Annotated in this window: 19 protein-coding genes and 1 pseudogene; 2 read left to right on the forward strand and 18 right to left on the reverse strand. The window is 33.5% G+C overall.

The features are described from left to right. Position 1 precedes the first annotated feature (1 nt). The 3 genes from uxaC to eda all read right to left on the reverse strand — a co-directional run bounded on the left by uxaC (position 2) and on the right by eda (position 3130). Positions 2-1408, reverse strand: coding sequence for a glucuronate isomerase (uxaC, locus tag ACF91D_RS08255; RefSeq protein WP_107527094.1), 1407 nt, complete (start codon positions 1406-1408; stop codon positions 2-4). A gap of 129 nt (positions 1409-1537) precedes the next feature. After that, positions 1538-2509, reverse strand: a complete 972-nt coding sequence (locus ACF91D_RS08260; protein ID WP_107527093.1) for a sugar kinase — start codon at positions 2507-2509, stop codon at positions 1538-1540. 3 nt (positions 2510-2512) lie between these two features. Next, entirely contained in the window at positions 2513-3130 is a 618-nt protein-coding gene (gene eda, locus ACF91D_RS08265; protein ID WP_042737998.1) for a bifunctional 4-hydroxy-2-oxoglutarate aldolase/2-dehydro-3-deoxy-phosphogluconate aldolase, read from the reverse strand. A 142-nt stretch (positions 3131-3272) separates the two neighbouring features. Here eda and ACF91D_RS08270 point away from each other — a divergent pair, with 142 nt between their 5' ends. Continuing rightward, complete coding sequence (locus ACF91D_RS08270) at positions 3273-4217, forward strand: LacI family DNA-binding transcriptional regulator (protein WP_107527092.1); 945 nt, start codon at positions 3273-3275, stop codon at positions 4215-4217. A gap of 676 nt (positions 4218-4893) precedes the next feature. Here the strand turns inward: ACF91D_RS08270 and cidR are convergent. From cidR to isaB, 3 genes are all read right to left on the reverse strand, one after another. After that, entirely contained in the window at positions 4894-5769 is an 876-nt protein-coding gene (gene cidR / locus ACF91D_RS08275) for a cidABC operon transcriptional activator CidR (protein ID WP_107527091.1), read from the reverse strand. Positions 5770-5885: 116 nt separating this feature from the next. Further along, on the reverse strand, positions 5886-6746 hold the full coding sequence (gene bla / locus ACF91D_RS08280; RefSeq protein ID WP_107527090.1) for a class A beta-lactamase: 861 nt from the start codon (positions 6744-6746) through the stop codon (positions 5886-5888). A 183-nt stretch (positions 6747-6929) separates the two neighbouring features. Then, positions 6930-7490 (reverse strand): immunodominant staphylococcal antigen IsaB family protein, encoded by a 561-nt coding sequence (gene isaB / locus ACF91D_RS08285; protein ID WP_107527089.1) that lies wholly within the window; start codon positions 7488-7490, stop codon positions 6930-6932. A gap of 364 nt (positions 7491-7854) precedes the next feature. Between isaB and ACF91D_RS08290 the strand changes: the two genes are divergently transcribed. Beyond that, positions 7855-8079, forward strand: coding sequence for a GntT/GntP/DsdX family permease (locus tag ACF91D_RS08290; protein WP_259335672.1), 225 nt, complete (start codon positions 7855-7857; stop codon positions 8077-8079). A 61-nt stretch (positions 8080-8140) separates the two neighbouring features. On the opposite strand, the gene ACF91D_RS08295 is transcribed toward ACF91D_RS08290, so the two are convergent. The 12 genes and pseudogenes from ACF91D_RS08295 to ACF91D_RS08350 form a co-directional block, all read right to left on the reverse strand. Then, positions 8141-8983, reverse strand: coding sequence for a sialate O-acetylesterase (locus ACF91D_RS08295; RefSeq protein WP_107527088.1), 843 nt, complete (start codon positions 8981-8983; stop codon positions 8141-8143). 99 nt (positions 8984-9082) lie between these two features. After that, entirely contained in the window at positions 9083-9997 is a 915-nt protein-coding gene (locus ACF91D_RS08300; protein WP_042737991.1) for a 5'-nucleotidase, lipoprotein e(P4) family, read from the reverse strand. A 197-nt stretch (positions 9998-10194) separates the two neighbouring features. Beyond that, positions 10195-11148 (reverse strand): ornithine cyclodeaminase family protein, encoded by a 954-nt coding sequence (locus ACF91D_RS08305; protein WP_107527681.1) that lies wholly within the window; start codon positions 11146-11148, stop codon positions 10195-10197. A gap of 9 nt (positions 11149-11157) precedes the next feature. Beyond that, on the reverse strand, positions 11158-11580 hold the full coding sequence (locus ACF91D_RS08310) for a hypothetical protein (protein ID WP_107527682.1): 423 nt from the start codon (positions 11578-11580) through the stop codon (positions 11158-11160). Between the two features lie 82 nt (positions 11581-11662). After that, positions 11663-12439: a 3-hydroxybutyrate dehydrogenase gene (locus tag ACF91D_RS08315; protein ID WP_107527683.1), complete on the reverse strand. Its 777-nt coding sequence runs from the start codon at positions 12437-12439 to the stop codon at positions 11663-11665. Between the two features lie 9 nt (positions 12440-12448). Continuing rightward, entirely contained in the window at positions 12449-13096 is a 648-nt protein-coding gene (locus ACF91D_RS08320; protein WP_042737987.1) for a 3-oxoacid CoA-transferase subunit B, read from the reverse strand. Then, positions 13089-13793 (reverse strand): annotated as a pseudogene (locus ACF91D_RS08325) (CoA transferase subunit A). Before ACF91D_RS08325 ends, ACF91D_RS08320 begins: the two are co-directional and overlap by 8 nt. A 376-nt stretch (positions 13794-14169) precedes the next feature. Continuing rightward, a complete protein-coding gene (locus ACF91D_RS08330) occupies positions 14170-15303 on the reverse strand; it encodes a DegT/DnrJ/EryC1/StrS family aminotransferase (protein WP_269667719.1) in 1134 nt (377 codons plus the stop codon). A 6-nt stretch (positions 15304-15309) separates the two neighbouring features. Continuing rightward, positions 15310-15930 carry an acetyltransferase gene (locus ACF91D_RS08335; RefSeq protein WP_306669272.1) on the reverse strand — a complete coding sequence of 207 codons (621 nt, stop codon included), beginning with the start codon at positions 15928-15930 and terminating at the stop codon, positions 15310-15312. Then, the gene (locus tag ACF91D_RS08340; RefSeq protein ID WP_107527684.1) at positions 15927-16520 is read right to left on the reverse strand and encodes a sugar transferase; all 594 of its coding nucleotides are present in this window, start codon (positions 16518-16520) and stop codon (positions 15927-15929) included. The genes ACF91D_RS08335 and ACF91D_RS08340 overlap by 4 nt, the downstream gene beginning before the upstream one ends. 13 nt (positions 16521-16533) lie before the next feature. Then, a complete protein-coding gene (locus ACF91D_RS08345) occupies positions 16534-17778 on the reverse strand; it encodes a glycosyltransferase family 4 protein (protein ID WP_107527685.1) in 1245 nt (414 codons plus the stop codon). Positions 17779-17803: 25 nt separating this feature from the next. Then, positions 17804-19006: an O-antigen ligase family protein gene (locus tag ACF91D_RS08350; RefSeq protein ID WP_119624615.1), complete on the reverse strand. Its 1203-nt coding sequence runs from the start codon at positions 19004-19006 to the stop codon at positions 17804-17806. Positions 19007-19021 lie beyond the last annotated feature (15 nt).

Here is a 19021-nt window from a genome sequence, read left to right on the forward strand (position 1 = left end):
ATTATACCTCCTTAATTCCTTCTATTTTGAATAATTTAACTGCATTGTTATAACAAATATCCTTTAACATTTGTTCAATCGTTGTATTAGATAATGCAATTTCACCACGTTCTATCTTTTCACCAATAAAGTTACAAAGAATTCTTCTAAAGTATTCATGTCTTGTATATGAAATCATACTTCTAGAGTCTGTTAACATACCGACAAATTTAGATAATAAGCCAACAGTTGCGTAGTCTACTAGGTGACGTTCCATACCTTCTTTTGTATCATTAAACCACCATGCTGCTCCAAGTTGTACTTTATGCGCACTGTTACTAAAGTTACCTGCAGTCGCTTGTACCATTAAATGATCATTACCGTTATTCGGATAAATAATCGTATCAGATAATGCATCATTTAATTCTAAGTGATTCAACATTGCATTTAATGTCTTTGCATTGAGCTGGTTACCCACACTATCAAATCCACTATCTGTGCCTGCAATGTTTAGCATTTTCGTATTATTATTTCTGATTGGACCTAAGTGGAATTGTACGACCCATCCGAGAGAACGATAAACTTTACTAATTTCAGTTAAAATATATCCTGCTAATTCGTATTGTTCTGTTTCAGAAACAGTATGACCTGCTGCTAACTGGTTATAAATGGCTTGTGCTTCCTCAGTTGTTGCTGTCATTAATGGCACCTTTTCAAAGCTTTGATCCGAACTTTTAGCTCCTTGGCGATCAAAATAATATACACGTGCTTTCAAGGCATTAATATATGAATTCAAATCAGTGATTGTCCCATCAGTAACTGCATCTAGTTTTTCTACTTTCTCTTCGAACGATTGCTCATTTAACAGCACATAACTATCTGGTCTAAATGTAGGACATACTTTAAAGGTTACAGTGTCATCTTGACTTAATAATTTATGATATTTTAAATCATCACATGGATCATCTGTTGTACACACCACAGAAACTTGACTTGCTTTAATTAATGATTGAGGCGTGTGTGTTGATTTAGCTAATTTTTTATTTAAAGTCTTATATAATTTTTTAATATTCACCTTATCTAAATCAGTGTCCTCATTAAAGTATCGGTTGAGTTCTAATGCACACCAGTGATACATCGGATTCATAGCAGCATACGGTAACATCTCCATAAATGCTTGGAATTTTTCAAAATCATCTGCGTCACCTGTGATATAGGCTTCATCAATACCAAATGCACGCATTAAGCGCCATTTATAGTGATCTCCAGATAACCATAATTGTGTAATTGTTTCATATTTATTATTTTCATATATTTCTTTAGGATCTAAATGGCAATGAAAGTCATAAATTGGTAAATCTTTTACTTTCTGATAAAGTTTAATCGCTGTCTTGTTGTTCAATAAAAAATTGTCATGAATTAATGTCATACTTTAACCTCTTTTCTGTATCGTACATTACAAACTATTTGTAATAAGTCACCTTTATAATAAGGATTACAGTTACAAAATTATCTGTATCCGCTTACAAATACTGTTAAAAATTTTTAATAGTTCTAACTAACGTTTCAACGAACCTGCATATTGTGCTAAATTGAGCACTTCATCCACTTGGCATGACAATGCATCTTCCTTAGTCGTGTGCTGTAATACGGCGCATTTTGTAGCAAAACCCAGTGTATCTTCTATCGGATATTGCTCAATTAATCCGTGTATGATACCTGACATAAATGCATCACCTGCACCAATACGATTTAATACTTGGTAAGGATATATCTCCCCTGTTATAAACGTATCCCCTTGCAATATAACCCCTTGTAGAGTACTGGCCACAATATCTCTATTACTAGAGGCGAGCATTGGAATATGATAGTGATCCTGAATTGTTCGCGCGCAAGTTTCCATACTATCAATTTCTGAATTTAAACTTAATAAATGCGTAGCATCCATCTTGCCAAAGAGCAACACATCAACTAATGGGAGTATCGATTCAACAGTTGCCTTTGCCACTTCTTTATCCCAAAGATTACTTCGATAATTAATATCAAATACAATGTGTGCACCACGTGCTTTGATCTGCGTTAACAATGTAATAATATTATTACGTAACATTGAATTCACTGCTAAAGTAATACCTGTTATCACAAAGTAATCTCCAGCTTGCATTTGTTCTATATCAAACAATGTTGCTTCAAATTCTGCAAATGTTGAATGTTGCCTATCGTAAATAACCTTGCTACTGCGAAAACCAAAACTTTCTTCTAAGTAATAAGTACCTAAGCGCCCTTCACGATATTTAATATTTCGGGTTCCAATCTTTGACTGTGCCATTTTCTGTAATGGGATTTTTGCTAATTCATGCTCAGGCAACACTGTAATCATTTCGGTAGGATGACCAAAGCTTGACAATGATATGAGTGTGTTTAATTCAGCACCTCCAACTTGCACATCAAATGTATGTGCATTTTTCAGTAAACTATAATCGGGTGGCGTATACCGTAACATGACCTCTCCTAAACCATAGATAGTCATTCATTACACCTCACTTTTCAAATCAACAATATATTGTTCTAGTGCTGCTCTACCTTGCTCTTGATATACTTTCGTTATTTCACTACCAATGCCTACAGCAAAGCTACCAGCATTTAACCACGCTTTATGATTGGCTTTGCCGATACCTCCAGTTGGTACAATTTCTATTTGTGGTAACGGCCCTTTAAAATCATTAATTGACTTTGGTGAGAATTGCGTTGCCGGGAATAGTTTCAATAATTTACAGCCATACTTTAAAGACTCTACCATTTCCTTCACTGTCATACAGCCTGGAATATAAGGGACATCGTAAAGGTTTGCTACTTTTGCAGTTTCCACATCAAATGAAGGACTGACTATAAATTTGGCACCATTTAATATGGCATTTCGAGCCGACACACTATCAAGGACTGTTCCAGCACCTATCAATGCATCATCTCTTTCAGATAACTTACTAATAATATTTAATGCTTGAGGCGTTGTTAATGTGACCTCTATAATCGTTAATCCATTATCGATAATTGTCTGTGCGATTTCTATAAATGTATTGGGTTCATTCGTTCGCATAACAGCGATGTGCTTACCTTTATTTATTGCCTTTAAAATTTCGACGGAATTCATAATTACAGCCCCTTATCAGAGAAATTTATCCTTTACTTAAAAATAACAACGTTGTTATTTTTGTTCAAAAAAATATTGTAACGCTTACCTCTATGTTATAATTAATTCTATCTTAAATCAAATACTTTCAAGGAGACGTTCTATGGCTGTAACTTTAAAAGATGTCGCCGAAGCCTGTGGCGTCAGTTATTCTACAGTAAGTAAAGCATTGAAAAATTCACATTTGGTAAAGCCAAAAACAAAGCAAATGATACAACAAAAAGCACTAGAAATGAATTACATAGCCAACCAATCTGCCAGATCGTTAGTCTCAAAAAAGAGTGGCACAATTGGTTTAATATGGCCTTCTGTTGACAGAATAGCTGTAACGCACCTCATTTCTGAAATTAATCACGCTATCAAATCTTATGGTTATGCAATGTTTGTATCTATAGATGATGTCTCTACTGCGTCCAAAAAGTTTGTTGAATTTGGATGCGATGGTATCGTTATCTTTGATGAAGGCGAACATACTAATCTACCACCTGAGATTTATCATAATATTTCAGTCGTCGCATATGGTGCAGATAGAAATACACCTTACCCAATTATTAATGTCAATCATGCAGAAGCAATGATTATGGCTATTCAAGCATTACAAGAAAAGGGCATTGAATCCATTGATTATATCGGTGATACGGACACCAATGATGTGCGTCAAATCACCAAAAAGCGTGCCATTGAAACATATTGCACTGCGCACAATATTGACTATCGCCTTATCAATTCCAAAGGATTAAATTCCATTGAAACAGAAACTTCTATCAAGAAATTTCTACAGACAAACAGCTTAGCGTCAGGCGTAATTTGTGGTAGTTATGATATAACAGTGGGCACTATTAATGCTTTAGATGAAACACAACAACCTATTATTTACTCATATGATAACATTCCACAAATAAAAAAATTAGATTATCCAGTAAACGCAATTGGGGTACCAACATCACAAATCGCAGAACAAATCGTTGCAATACTAAACAAAATTATTAACGGCGAAGACACAGAAGCATCCTATGACTTACATCCAGAACTTCAAAATAATATGTAACATTCATATACAAATAATAAAACGCCTAAAGTACATTGGACAGATGTAACTTTAGGCGTTTTACTTGAGAGAGATAGTTATCTAGAGGGTCAGAATAGTTTCATTATTTCAACGAATCGCTAAATACTAATGTCTTAACAACAACACATTAAAACAAAGGTACGATACAACAATCGAACGTAACGGCTCAAAATACTTCGACTCACGTAATCTCATTCACTTAGCACCATACTAATGATTACGCTTACATTTTTATAAATCATACCTTCGAATATGCGATGCTTAACATAGCATAATTAAGTTATGAGTTCTGACTAATTAACATAAGTCATCGTAATACTTAGGTGTATCAACTTTTGAATAGTTTGAAACTGACTTATTGATGAATCATCGTGAATAAATTATCATTACTCACAACCCTCTACACCCTTATTATATAACCTGTTGAACCATGATTAAAATACATAGTTGGAATACAAACCATTCCTAAAAGGAATACTTAAGGCAAAATGGCACGCTTTTTCTCATTCTATACGTGTCATATTCATTTGTTACCTTGTGCTATCTCTACCTACTTGTACAAAACAATCCATTCATCATTACATTTTCCAGTAAAAGAGTAGTGACTCATCTAGTATGTTTATACCTTGTTAAGCACATTGTTACCTTTAATGGTTTATTGAATATTTGAAATAAACTTAATCCACTCATTTGTAACATAGTTCATATAACTATCTTTTTTCCATACAATACCTAAATTCCATGCAACGTCAGCCTCATCCAACTCAATACCAACCACTTCATTACTTAGTACATTAACTATACTTTCTGGTAAAATACTTACTCCTATGCCATCACGTATCATATTTTCAATAAAGGTAATTTGAGACATTTTAGCTACCGTTTTGGGATGAAAGCCAACCTTTCGACAGCTTTCTATTATTTGATCTTTCAAATAATAATCATCGTGGAACATAATAAAGCTTTCTCGTTTTAAATCACCCAAATGCACGACAGTTTCTGTAGCAAAGGGGGATTGTTTATCAACAACGAGCAACAGTTTCTCTTTATATAAAGGTACAGCATGATAAATATCATTATCTACAGGTAAGGTTGTAATACCAACATCAATATCATCATTATTTAAATAGAATTCAACTGCCTTTCCCCCACCTTCAATGACCTCATAAGTCACATTTGGAAATTGTTGATGGAATTTGTTTAAACTCTCTGTAAATAATCTGACATTCATAATAGCGGATATACCAATTCGAATATGACCGCGTTCAAGATTGGTAACATCCCCCATTTGTAAAGACAAATCGTCTATGACCGCCAAGGCCTCTATGCATTTTTCATAAAAAATGGCTCCCACATCTGTTAAGACAATATGCTTTTTCGTTCGATCAAATAATTGTATATTAAATTCACTTTCCAAGCTCTTAATATTTTTACTAATCGTAGACTGCGCAATAAATAAATGTTCTGATGCTTGCGTCATTCCACCATGTTTCACTACCTCAACAAAGTATTTCATCTGCTTAATTTCCATATCGCACTTCCTTAATCTCATTCCAATTTGCTTTCATTCTATATTCTAAAATTGAGATGAATTGAAGTATACTCACATCTTCAATCCATCTATACTAAAGAACGATTCACAATAATTTAATGCTTCAAATACTTAATCGCAATTTCAGCTGTCTTTGCTATAACTTCATCGTTAGGTTTCGCATTTTTATCACTTTGCTTGGTATAAATCGCTAATATAATTGGTTTTGATTGCCCCTTTGGATAAATAAATGCTAAGTCATTACGCGTTGCATAAGTAATACCTTGTCCGCTCTTATCACCAACGATATCATCTTTAGTAGCACCTGCTTTGATTAAGCTATCTCCTGTTTCATTTTCAATCATTAGCTCTTTTAAGAACTGTAAATTGCCCTTATGCATATTAGAATGCGTTAAAATGTAATTAAGTGTCGTAGCTGCAGCACGCGGTGTTGTCGTATCAGCAATTTTCTTAGGATCATAATTATTCAAATCCGGCTCTAACCTTTGTGGTTCTGATACACAATCACCTAGCTGACGTAATTCTGATTTAAATGCATTCACGCCACCTATTGCTTGAATTACTTTATTATTTGCAGTGTTATCACTTTTCAACATCGACGCTTCAATGAGCTGTCTAAGCGTCATCGTCTTACCAATATATTTTTCTGTAACCGGTGAGTATGTAACAATATCTGATTTTTTAATTGTTACCTTTTGATTCAAATCTTGTGGTGAAAGTTGATTCAATAATATGCCACTTGCAATAGCCTTGTAAGTCGATGCAAAAGCAAATCGTTCATCCGCATGATGCTCAATTTGTTTACCATCTTGCGTATTTATCCCATAAACACCTATAGTCGTATCATAAGTTGTTTCTAAATCTTTTATTGATTTACTTTCGCTGGCATCCACACTTTGTGCCTTCATAACTAACGTTATCAATCCGACTAACACCATAATAGTAATTCGTTTCATAACTATCCCCTTTTTTATACAATTTATATACAAAATCGTTCTATTATATATATTATAATTCTCTAAAAATTATAAGACAATGATTTAAGATATACATTATATGACAAAGAACCCCTATTATAATAATTACAATAGAGGTTCGCTACTCCTATCAAATCAATATAGCCTAATATTTAATTCAATTTATTGTCCAATTGTAATTTCCATTAACTTATCATTTTGGTCAAAGAATGCTGTATATGAGCCGTCATTTGTTCCATATTTAACAAATGTACCGTCGCCATTACCTAATTTTCCTTCATCTACAATTTCATTTGAGCTGTGTGCATCTTTGAATGTTGCTTTAGATACAGCATCTGGTTTCGTAAAGAATGTAATTTGAACTACTTCATCATCGCTATTAAATTCAACCGTTGTATCATAAAGTTTTTTAGAATGATCAAATTCAGCCTTTGCATCTGTATCTACTTTATAACCATTAATAGTTACGTTGTCATATTTTAAAGCTCTAACAAAGTTATAATCTTGTGTGAAATCTGCATCATATGACGTATAACCTTCATATTTATACCATGGGAGTTCTGCTTTAGCTGACACACCACTTGTTCCATAACCCCATGTTGCTTCTTTACTTGCCTTCGCTTGAATCTCAGGTCCATTAGCCGTTAGATATACTGTAGACGTCCCTAATACCAATGCAGATACGATTGCTGTGGAAGATAACATTTTATTTATTTTCCGCATAATAAACACTCCTCGTATTAAAATTACGCTATTGGCAAGATATAAAACTACTTTATTCGCATTATAGATACGTCATTATGTTGAGCTATATCCTACATGCTAAAGTGACATGTAACACATAGCACCAAGTCTTAAGATAGCGAATCAACACGAGTGACAAGTTACCGAACTTATAACAATGCGGGAGATCCAATACTTGAAATCAAAGCGGCATAGTATAGCAATGATTCACCTAACTTTAAACTCACTCCTTCTTTAAGTCCCTAATCCAAAGTGTAATTATTCACCTTTTATCTTACTCCGATTTTAACTAAATTCAAGTAATAAACTTTAACTTTATTTTTATAAAAATTTATTTCCATTAATTCAAGCCGACTCCTCTATCAATGTCGAGTTGCTGACGATTGCCATTGGATCAGGCTCTTTATTCTTTAATTATGTTAACCATGGTGGATTTTGGTTAGTGAAAGAATCTTTCGGGATGTCCATGGGAGAAACCTTTAAGACTATTACAATCGTACAATCCATAGTCGGATTATGTGGATTAGTCATGGTGTTACTACTAAATGCAGTTATCAATTTATTCTAAATTTTAATATTTAAAAGGTGTCATATGTACAATTCGATACTGTACATACGACACCTTTATTTTATGATTGCAATTTAGCCATTTCAGCCGCAAATGTTTCAAAGTTAATCTCACTCTTTGAAAATGATTCAACTAACTGATACATTTGTTCATTTTTAGTATATTCCGTTTTATATAATAGCGTGTCTGCGTGTTCTTCCTCTAATAATGGTTCAGGAATATGCGTTTGTTGATTAAATGCTGCAAAATAACGCATTCCTAATAAACGTTGTGATGCTGCATCAATGTGAATGCCATCTGGGTTAGCCTGCAATCCAGAACCTGTAACGTAATAGCAATGCTCTACATCATTTGCTACATCTCTTAAGCATTGATTGATTTGACTATATTCATTAGCACTTAAACCAAATCCTGATTTTCCTAGATAATCTCCGAGCTCACCTATAATAAATGGTAACTGCGGCAATGCTAATTCAGAGCGGTAAACCTCAATCAATTGTTGTAACTTAGAAGCGTATGTTCGATATTTTCCACCAGAACTATCACTTTCACCTTGATGCCATAAGATACCGATTAATTCACTCGTTTCTAACGCAAAGCGAGTTTCCATTAATGCATGACGTGTTAACACGCCATCCTTTGACCACTCATCAATCTCTGTACCTCCATCAGCACAAGGAATTAAACCAAGCGTTTCACCGGGATGTGCATCAACCCACATTTTAGCAAATGAAGCTGCTGGACCAATACCCGCAACAGATCTGTCACCATGAATAGGTTCAGCCATCATTTGCCAACGACCATTTTTCAATACTTTGATACGCTCATCAATAATCGGAGATACGCTATCTATAAAGCCACGTCCAGCCATATTAGATTGACCAATTAATAATATTGATTTCATTTTTCTTAACCACCTTATACGCATTTAACTTCTATTCACCATTTACTAGTCATATGATATTGGATTATTGTCACATTTTAGTGGCTCTACCTGCAACTATTAATTGCTATTTGTTGTTTGACCTTGCTTAATTGCACTTGTTTCAGGGTCAAAATATTGGATAGACTGCTTACGTAATTGATCCTTTTTAGCATCAGATTGACTGAAGTCATTATTATATAACACTGATTCCCAACTACCATACATTGGATTAGGGAAAATAATATACTTCTTACCAAAATCTTTTTGGTGTTTATTTACTAATTGTTCACGTGAAGCTTGTGTCGGTTGTTGAGGATCATCAAAGTCCAATAAATTATCACCAAATAACATAACTAATTTATGATTTTTTCTAACTTTATCGCGACGCTCTGCTTTGTTTTTGTCATTCTTACCTTTTAACATAATATGTTGATCTGTTGCTTGTGGTAATCCTTGCGCAATTAAATTTTCTTTAGTTGCTTTAAAATCTTTGTCCTTATCGCGATCAGAAATATAATAAATATCTACACCTTTTTTATCAGCATATTGCAAGAAATCTTTAGCACCATAAACTGGTTTAGCTTTAGCTGCTTGAATCCATTCATGCCAACCTTCTGGATATGATTTATTATGTAATGCAGAATAACCTTGATAAGGCGAATTATCCAATACTGTTTCATCAATATCTAATGCAATCGCTAATTTCTTATGTCCATTATTCTTTTTATGTTTTTTCAATTCTTGATCTAAATTCGTCTTTGCTGTGTTATACCCCTGTAAATATAAAGCCTTAGCTTCAGCAGAATTTTGATACCATGAAACTGCCATGATATTCTCTGCACCTAGATTAACCTGTTGCTCAGTTGATGCTTGTTGCTTTACTTCCGATTGTTTCGTTGCTGTAGTAGTGTTTGCATCTGCAGTCACCGTTGTCGATAAAGTCATAGTACTTGCTAAAGAAAAAACTGTTAAATACTTTGCGATTTTATTCAATTACGCCACCCCTAATTATTATGTATATTTCTTATCACTATCTTACTATGCTATAAATTAATTTTAAATATTAATTTGGTTACACAATAAAGTTTTTATATATTAAAAAAAGAGGCCCCATCGCTGTTATGACACTTTTAATATTGCATTCGCAAACTAAAGCACGCCAATGGTCAACCTCTTATGATAGATTACTATTATGCATTTAACTTTTTACGATAAAAATAATTTGCTACCACAATATCTACTATAGCAACACCTACAGATTTAAATACCGTAATTTCGTCATCTGAGACTCTGCCTTCCAAGCGTTTTGCAACGATATGTCCCAATTCGCCATGCAAATCATTTGCCGTAAATTCACCTTCTGATATAGGTGTAAGCAAATCGCCTGTTTCTTCTAAAGCAGCAGATTCAGCTTCTACAACTACCTTATCCGCGTTCGCGATTAATTGAGATGGCAACTCTTGCATATCTGGTTTAAATGAACCTACCGCATTAACATGTACCCCAGGCTCTAACATTTGGTCAAACACTGGTGTCTGAGCATTGGTTGCAGTAACAATCACATCAGCACTAGCAATAGCATGCTCTACTCGCTCATATACTTCAACCTCTATTTTTTTATGTTGTTGCTGTACCATCTCAGCAAATTTCACAGCTTTGTCATACGTACGATTAAAGCACTGAATTCGCTTAATATCTCTCACTGCAAGTACCGCTTCAATGAGTCCTTGAGCTTGATCACCTGTACCAATAACACATAAAGTCGATGCATCATTGCGCGCAAGATACTGAGTGGCTACACCAGAAATTGCACCCGTACGAATTTTAGTTAAATAAGAACCTTCCAGAACAGCCAACGTTTCACCAGTTTCATAGTCTGATAAAATAACCGAACCAACAATTGTATTCTTACCTTGTTTTGAATTATTAGGTGCAACCGTCACCGTTTTCAAGCCAACTATTTTTAATTCATCTGATAATGCCGGCATTACTAAATAGCGATTATCCTCATTAAATGGTAATACGTAACGCAACGGCGTATCCGTCTTGCCTTCAGAATAAGCACGCAATGATTGTGCAACCGCATCAACGACTTCTTCCATATTTAACAATTTCTCTTGTTCCTCTGCATTAATATAAAGCATAAAACACCCCTACTGTTCATGATTATCACTAAAGACAAATGAGCGTTTACCCAAGATACTTGTAATAAATATTAGCAGGCAAATCACTCCCACAATACATGCTATAACTACAATATTTACTGGCCACTGCCAAAATAAAATCGTATAAATGATACCGACAATACACATCATAAATATTATGTATAAAGTAAAGGCCAACCACAAATCTGCCTTCACCGTTATAAACACCGGTTGCCTTGTATGTCGATAATTATCAATAGCCTGTACCGTAGTAATTAGCTTTCTAATTACTACGTACCCAAAAACAATTACATATAGTGTCATTAATACTAAATGATATGACGATTTATCTATAAAGTTTGATAATAAGACCAGAATAACTGGTACTATTATAGTAAGCATTTCTGAAAATTGCGCATCATACCGTTTCATGTTTATTACACCTTATCTGAATACTATTTCTTCAAACATAACATAAAACATGACAACTCTAAATCACACATATTTATAATAATTATTGTGCAGTATAACCACCATCAATTAATATAGATTGACCTGTCACACTCTTTCCGCCATCACTGCATAAGAACAACGCATAATTCGCAACATCAGCAATATCAACCAAACGCTTTTGTGGAATCAATGGGTATAATACATCCTCAAGTACCGCTTCCACACTCACACCTCTATGCTTAGCTAAATCAGCCATCTGATTTCTAACTAATGGTGTATCTATATATCCAGGACAAATCGCATTCACAGTAATACCATCTGTAGCCGTTTCCAATGCTGTTACTTTCGTCAAACCAATAATGCCATGTTTCGCACTATTATAAGCTGCCTTTCCAGAAAATCCTATCACACCATTAATTGAAGCCATATTTAAGATTCTGCCACTTTGTTGCGCCTTCATAATTGGTAAAGCATATTTCGTACCAATAAAGCTTCCCGTCAACATAATATCAATCATTTGTCTAAATTTATCTGTTGGAAATGACTCTATCGCTTCAACATGCTGAAGTCCAGCATTATTAAACAATACATCCAAACGACCATATTGCTCTACGGTCTGGTCTATCATTTGTTGAACAGCCATTTCATCTGTGACATCTACTTGAATTGCCATACAATCGTACCCCGATGCAATTAACTGCTCTACCTCACTAGTTAATTTCTCTTTATTCATGTCAGCCAATACGACCTTTGCTCCATGTTCAAGAAATACCTTTGCAATGCCAAGACCAATACCACTTGCCGCACCCGTAATTATCGTCACTTTATCTTTGACCATTGTTCACACCTACTTTAAATGATTTTCAAAGTACGCGTCAGTACTTGCTTCAACTTGCTCTAACGTCGCACCCTCTTGTAGTTCTATTAACTGCATCACACCATGTTCAAATTGAAATACTGCCAAATCAGTAATTAATGTATCCACCACTTGCGCACCAGTTAACGGTAACTCACACTGTGCCTTAATTTTAGACTCTCCATGCTTATTCATATGATCCATTATCACAACCACTTTCTTTGCGCCAACGACTAAATCCATGGCGCCACCCATACCTTTGACTAATTTCCCAGGAATCATATAATTTGCTAGATCACCCTTCTCAGAAACTTCCATACCACCTAGAATGGCCAAATCGATATGACCACCTCTAATCATGGCAAAGGACTCTGCATTATCAAAGAATGATGCACCTTTAGCAGCAGTAACCGTCTCCTTACCCGCATTGATTAAATCAGCATCTACTTCATCCTCCGTTGGATAAGGTCCAATACCTAATAAACCATTTTCAGATTGGAAGTAAACATTCTGCACATGATCATTAAGCTCATTGGCAACTAATGTCGGCATACCGATACCAAGATTAATAACCATATTACTTTCAATTTCTTTCGCTGCACGTTGAATAATCCTTTGCCTTTGGATTTGTTTACTCATGATTAGCCTCCTTTACAGTGCGTTTCTCTATTCTCTTTTCAAAATACTTCCCTAAATAAATATAATCCACATAAACACCAGACAAATGTACCTCATCTGGGTCAATTTCACCAATTTCTACTAATTCCTCAACCTCAACAACTGTAGTCGTTGCAGCCATGGCACATAGCGGATTAAAATTACGCGCAGTCTTCTCAAAGACTAAATTACCAAAAGTATCCGCCTTTTTCGCCTTAACAATGCCATAATCCCCTGTTATTGCTCGCTCCATAAGAAATGTTTCACCATCAAAGTCACGCGTTTCCTTACCTTCAGCGACAAGCGTACCGACACCCGTCTTCGTATAAAATGCCGGAATACCAGCACCACCTGCACGCAATTTCTCAGCTAATGTACCTTGTGGCGTTAATTCCACATCCAATTCACCATTAATTAACTGTTGCTCAAAGATTTTATTTTCACCTACATAAGAACTAACCATCTTATCAATTTGCTTATTTTCCAGTAATCTACCTAAACCAAAATCATCTACGCCTCAATTATTACTCACCACTGTTAAACCCTTCGTCCCCTTAGCACGAATTGCTTCAATTGAATGCTCCGGTATACCACACAACCCAAATCCACCTGCTAATATCGACATGCCATCCGTTAAGCCCTCAAATGCAGATTCTAAATTTTGAATTACTTTAGACATCATATCCCTCATTTCTATCGTTGATAATTACATATTTCATTTAGGTATTTAGCACCTAGTACTAATATTTATTATACTTTATCTTCAGTTGAAAGTCTTTTTATAGCAGTTCGTATACTTAGAAGGATTGATAAATGGTATTCTAGTTAAATATTGCACTGCCATTCTGCACACAGTAATTGCGCTAATTATTAATTGTTTGCTTTAACAACAGTTAAAGATATTAATTTGACTTTTTAAGGTGAAAAAAACAGGCTAAAACATTGTTACTTAATGTTTTAGCCTGTTTCGAAATTCAGTGATAAATCACTATTATAAAATGACAGAACATCAACAACTATACTTAATTCAGTATAAATTGTTATTACTAATTTTATTATTTTAGTTCTTTGATTATAGCAATGACTTTATCTTGTTGTGCTTCAGTCATATCTGATCCAGATGGTAGACAGACACCATGATCAAATAGGAATTTAGCATTATCCTCATGATCAAAAATAAAGTCATAATCTTTATATAGTGGTTGTAAATGCATAGGCTTCCATACTGGTCGTGCCTCAATATTTGCTTCATCTAATTTATGAATTATGTCATTTGCAGAGAAACCAGCTTTACTTTCATCAATAGTCAACGCTGTGAGCCAGCGATTTGATTTGGAATCTTTTAATTCAGGTTGGAATTCGAGCCCTTCGATATTACTTAGTTCACGTTGATATTTATCAAAGATTGCTCTTCTTCTTTCAACTCGCTTATCTAACACTTTCATTTGTCCTCTACCAATTCCAGCAGAAATGTTACTTAATCTATAGTTATAACCTAACTCACTGTGTTGATAATGTAACGCTTTGTCTCGAGCTTGTGTAGACAAGAACAATGCATGATCTCTATTAGATTTACTGTGAGTTACTAACATTCCTCCACCACTTGTTGTGATGATCTTGTTGCCATTAAATGAAAATATTCCATAATCTCCTAAGCTACCACTCATTGCACCTTGATACTCAGACCCTAACGATTCAGCCGCATCTTCAATCAATATAACCTTATATTGGTCACAAAGTGCTTTTATTTTATCTAATTGTGCAGATTGACCATATAAATTAACTACAATCACAGCTTTAGGCAATTGGCCCTTTGCTGCGTATTTTTCAAAAGCTTTTTCAAGTGCATTTGGAGACATATTCCAAGAATCTAATTCAGAATCGATAAGTACGGGTGTTGCACCTTGATATAAAATAGGATTAGACGTCGCACAAAATGTTAATGATGAACAAAATACAATATCTCCTACACCAACTTCACTTTCTATCAAGGCTAAATGAATCGCAGCTGTTCCACTACTTACTGCTAAAGCCTCATTCACACCAACATATGCTTTTATATCATTTTCAAATCCAGTAACATTTTCTCCTAATGGAGCAATCCAGTTTTGTTCAAATGCTTGGTTGATAAAATCTAGTTCGTCTCCGCCCATATGCGGTCTAGACAAGAATACTCTTTCATTTTCCAATTATATTCACTCCTTAGATATTGCAGGTGTCCCTACAACCGTTTGATACGATTCAATATCATTAATAACAGTAGCACCTGCACCGATGACACAATCTTGGCCTATATTAATTTGCGGTATGACTTTGGCGCCTATAGCTACATGTGTTTGCCTCCCCACTGAAACACCACCAGCTAGCATTGCTCCAGGTGAAATATGAACATAATCTCCTATGCGATTATCATGTTCTACAACAGCACTCGTATTTATAATGACATGTTCACCTATAACCGTATCTGCATTAACAACAGCATTCGGCATTACCACTGTTCCATAGCCTATCTCACTATAAGGACTGATGATTGCAGTAGGATGAATCACTTTCGCGAACTGCTTAATCGCTATATTACTTTGCTCAAAAATTTGTGCCCTTACTTTATTATTACCAATGGCAATAATAAAGTAATAATCATTACGATAGCGCTCTAAATGTGATAAATTATCATAAAAGCATCCACTTTCTTCATAATAATTATCAATGTTATTGTCTAAATAACCAGCCAAGATAAATTCACCCTGTGCATTAATAACATCCTTTATGACTTTGGCATGACCGCCATTACCAATGATTACAACCTTTTTCATCATAAATTACCTCTAAATTTCTCTGTTGTGACATGATCCGTAGCATTAATATCTTTCTTTTGTAAAACATTTTGAACAGTTTTATAAAGAATATACATATCCAATTTGAAAGACTGATTTTCTACATACCAAACATCTAATTTGAATTTTTGTTCCCAAGTAATTGCGTTACGACCATTGACTTGAGCCCAACCTGTTATGCCTGGTTTAACTTGATGACGTTTTTTCTGTTCTTCATTATATAAGGGTAAATATTCCATTAATAACGGTCTTGGTCCTACTAAACTTAGATCACCTTTTAACACATTAAATAATTGTGGCAACTCATCAACACTTGTTTTTCTAATAGCAGCGCCTAATTTGGTCATTCTTTGATCATCTGGCAACAGTTCACCATGACTGTCCTTTTCATCCGTCATAGTACGAAATTTAAAGATTTCAAATGGCACTTCATTTTTACCTGGTCTAATTTGTCTAAATAACACAGGCTTTCCTAGCTTTGTCGCGATTAAAAAGTAAGAAATAATTAAAATTGGTGCACTTAGTATCAATCCAAATAAACTTACAGAAAAGTCAAACAATCTTTTTAACATGCACTCACCCTTTTTATTTTTCTATCAAATCAACCAATTTATCTGTTAGAACTTCAAAATCATAATGCTTTGCAGCATCTTTAGCATTTTGTCCTTCATTGTATATTCTACTTTCATTACTAGCCATATCTAAGATAGCATTGGCAATACTTTCAGGACTTTGCTTTGCTACACACTGCCCACATTCATATTTATCAATAACACTATAGCCTGTAGTATATGTTTGGAGTATTGAATTTCCTGCTGCTAAATATTCAAACAACTTATTTTGACTCTGACCGTATTTATCTAAAACAGTACTCTTATTATGTAAAATATTCACATATGAATGTTCCAAAATATATGGTACATATTTCTTAGGTACACTACCTTTGAATTCAATATTTTTAAGTGATAGATTTTTCACCATTTCTTCTAAATGATGCTTTTCTTCTCCATCACCATAAACTAGTATTTTTATATTTGACTTATTATTTTTTTCTTGTATTATTTTTGCAGCTTTAACCAACAACTCTAAATTATTTACTTTTCTTATTGATCCTGTGTAAACAAATGTTTTCAAGCTTTTGTTATTTAAATCATTATCGGTAATTTTATAATTTTCACTATTGTTATAAAAGGAGTTTAATACAACACCATTACTAATATGATGTATCTTATCTTTATTTACTTTGTTAAACCAACCTTTATTTTTAATATAATCATAACCACCTTCCCAAGTCATGATTATTGAATCTGCTTTTTGATATATCCATTTTTCACCTTTATACATCAATTTACTTAGCACGTTATTTTCACTTAATATTCCATAAGCTACGATACTTTCAGGCCATAAATCTCTAATTTCAACAATACAAGGTATATTCCAAAATTTTGCCATTCTTAATCCTGCTACTAACGTTAAAGGGTGTACACTTGAAGCTAAAATTATATCTGGTTTTCCAATTTCATCGGCAAGTTTTTTATTGGTTCTTAATAAATTTAATGTGAAACTTAAAATGTTAAATATTCTCTTATGATTATTTTTTTTATAAGGAGTTGATTTTATAAATGTGAACGGTATGTTATTTTTAATAGATTTCGAAAATGTACCTTTTGAAACATTAACTACATCATTTGAATTATGTCTAGTATTTGCACATATAATATTAACATCATAACCTTTTTCCAATAAAAATTGAGAAATCCAGTAATGTCTACCTCCTTCATTAAAATAATTATCAGTTGCATAGTGATTTAAAATCCATACTTTTTTCATATTATAATCTCCTTAACAAAAGTATTTATGCGTTTTCCTTTAATTTTGAATTTATAGCTATACTAAATCCAATACCTAAAATAAACCATTGTAACAAACCAACAGATAACTGATTTTGGAACAAAGTTATTTCAAAAGATTGATGTATTAAAATAGCAATAAAGTAACTTCCTACCAATCTAATAATAAAATTATTCTTAACTTCAGATATTGCTAACCAAAAAATTAAAAGTAACAATATAAATGCCATTAAACCTATATAACCTAGTTGCATTAATACATTTAAATATAAATTATGTGGAGATTGGTCTGTAGCAATTAACTCACTTGCCATTGCACCAGGACCATAACCAATATATGGTTTTAAATTAATCATTTCAATCAAAGGTACCCAAATATCATTTCTTCCCGACATTATACTTTTACCTGTATGTGTAAGCATCCATTGCTCTATTGGGGTAAAGAAATGAAAATATGGAAGTATTGGATAAATAAAAATAAACATTAACAATAAAATCATTAATACAGAAAAAGAAATAACTGCTATTAATTTATTTCTTGTTATTAATTTCCAAAATATAAAGACAATAAATGCAACAAAAATACTTAATAAAATAGACCTTGTGTCACTAGCTAAAACTAAGATGATGCTTAGGAAAAGACCAAATATGTATATAATTTTAAATTTTGAATATTTTATCCCTAAAATCAAAAAGAATGAAGTATAAAACATATATGGACCAATTAAATTTGAATTATTATAAATACTTGCAAACATTCTTGGAAATCCTAAAGCAATCCAGATAAAAAAATGAATAAACATAAATACTAATACTGAGATGTTTAATGCCTTTAAATTTGAATAATCAACTTTTATAAATGATAAATAAAGTAATAAATTGAAACATAGAATCATCTGAGCAGTATTAACTGCATCTTTTAACCCAAATCCATTGTCTATAATTGAAAAAATACATACTATTAGTGCTATTAGAATTGTACTAAATACCAATATTTGTACGGGCAAAAAATTCTTTTTTGTGATTATAAATATAATTAAACCTAAAGTTGTGAATAATAGAACTATGAATATTGAACTTAATCCTATTTTAGAAAAATTCGACTCGGTTGCATTTAAAGACCCAAGTAATAATAGTGCATATAGTGAAAATAAAACTATACTCGAGACTCTAACAGTATATCTGCTAGTCATTCCATTATTATTCATTTTCCCCCTCCATTT

It is taken from the genome of Staphylococcus sp. 231237_7MaSpsaltlick (assembly GCF_043107035.1).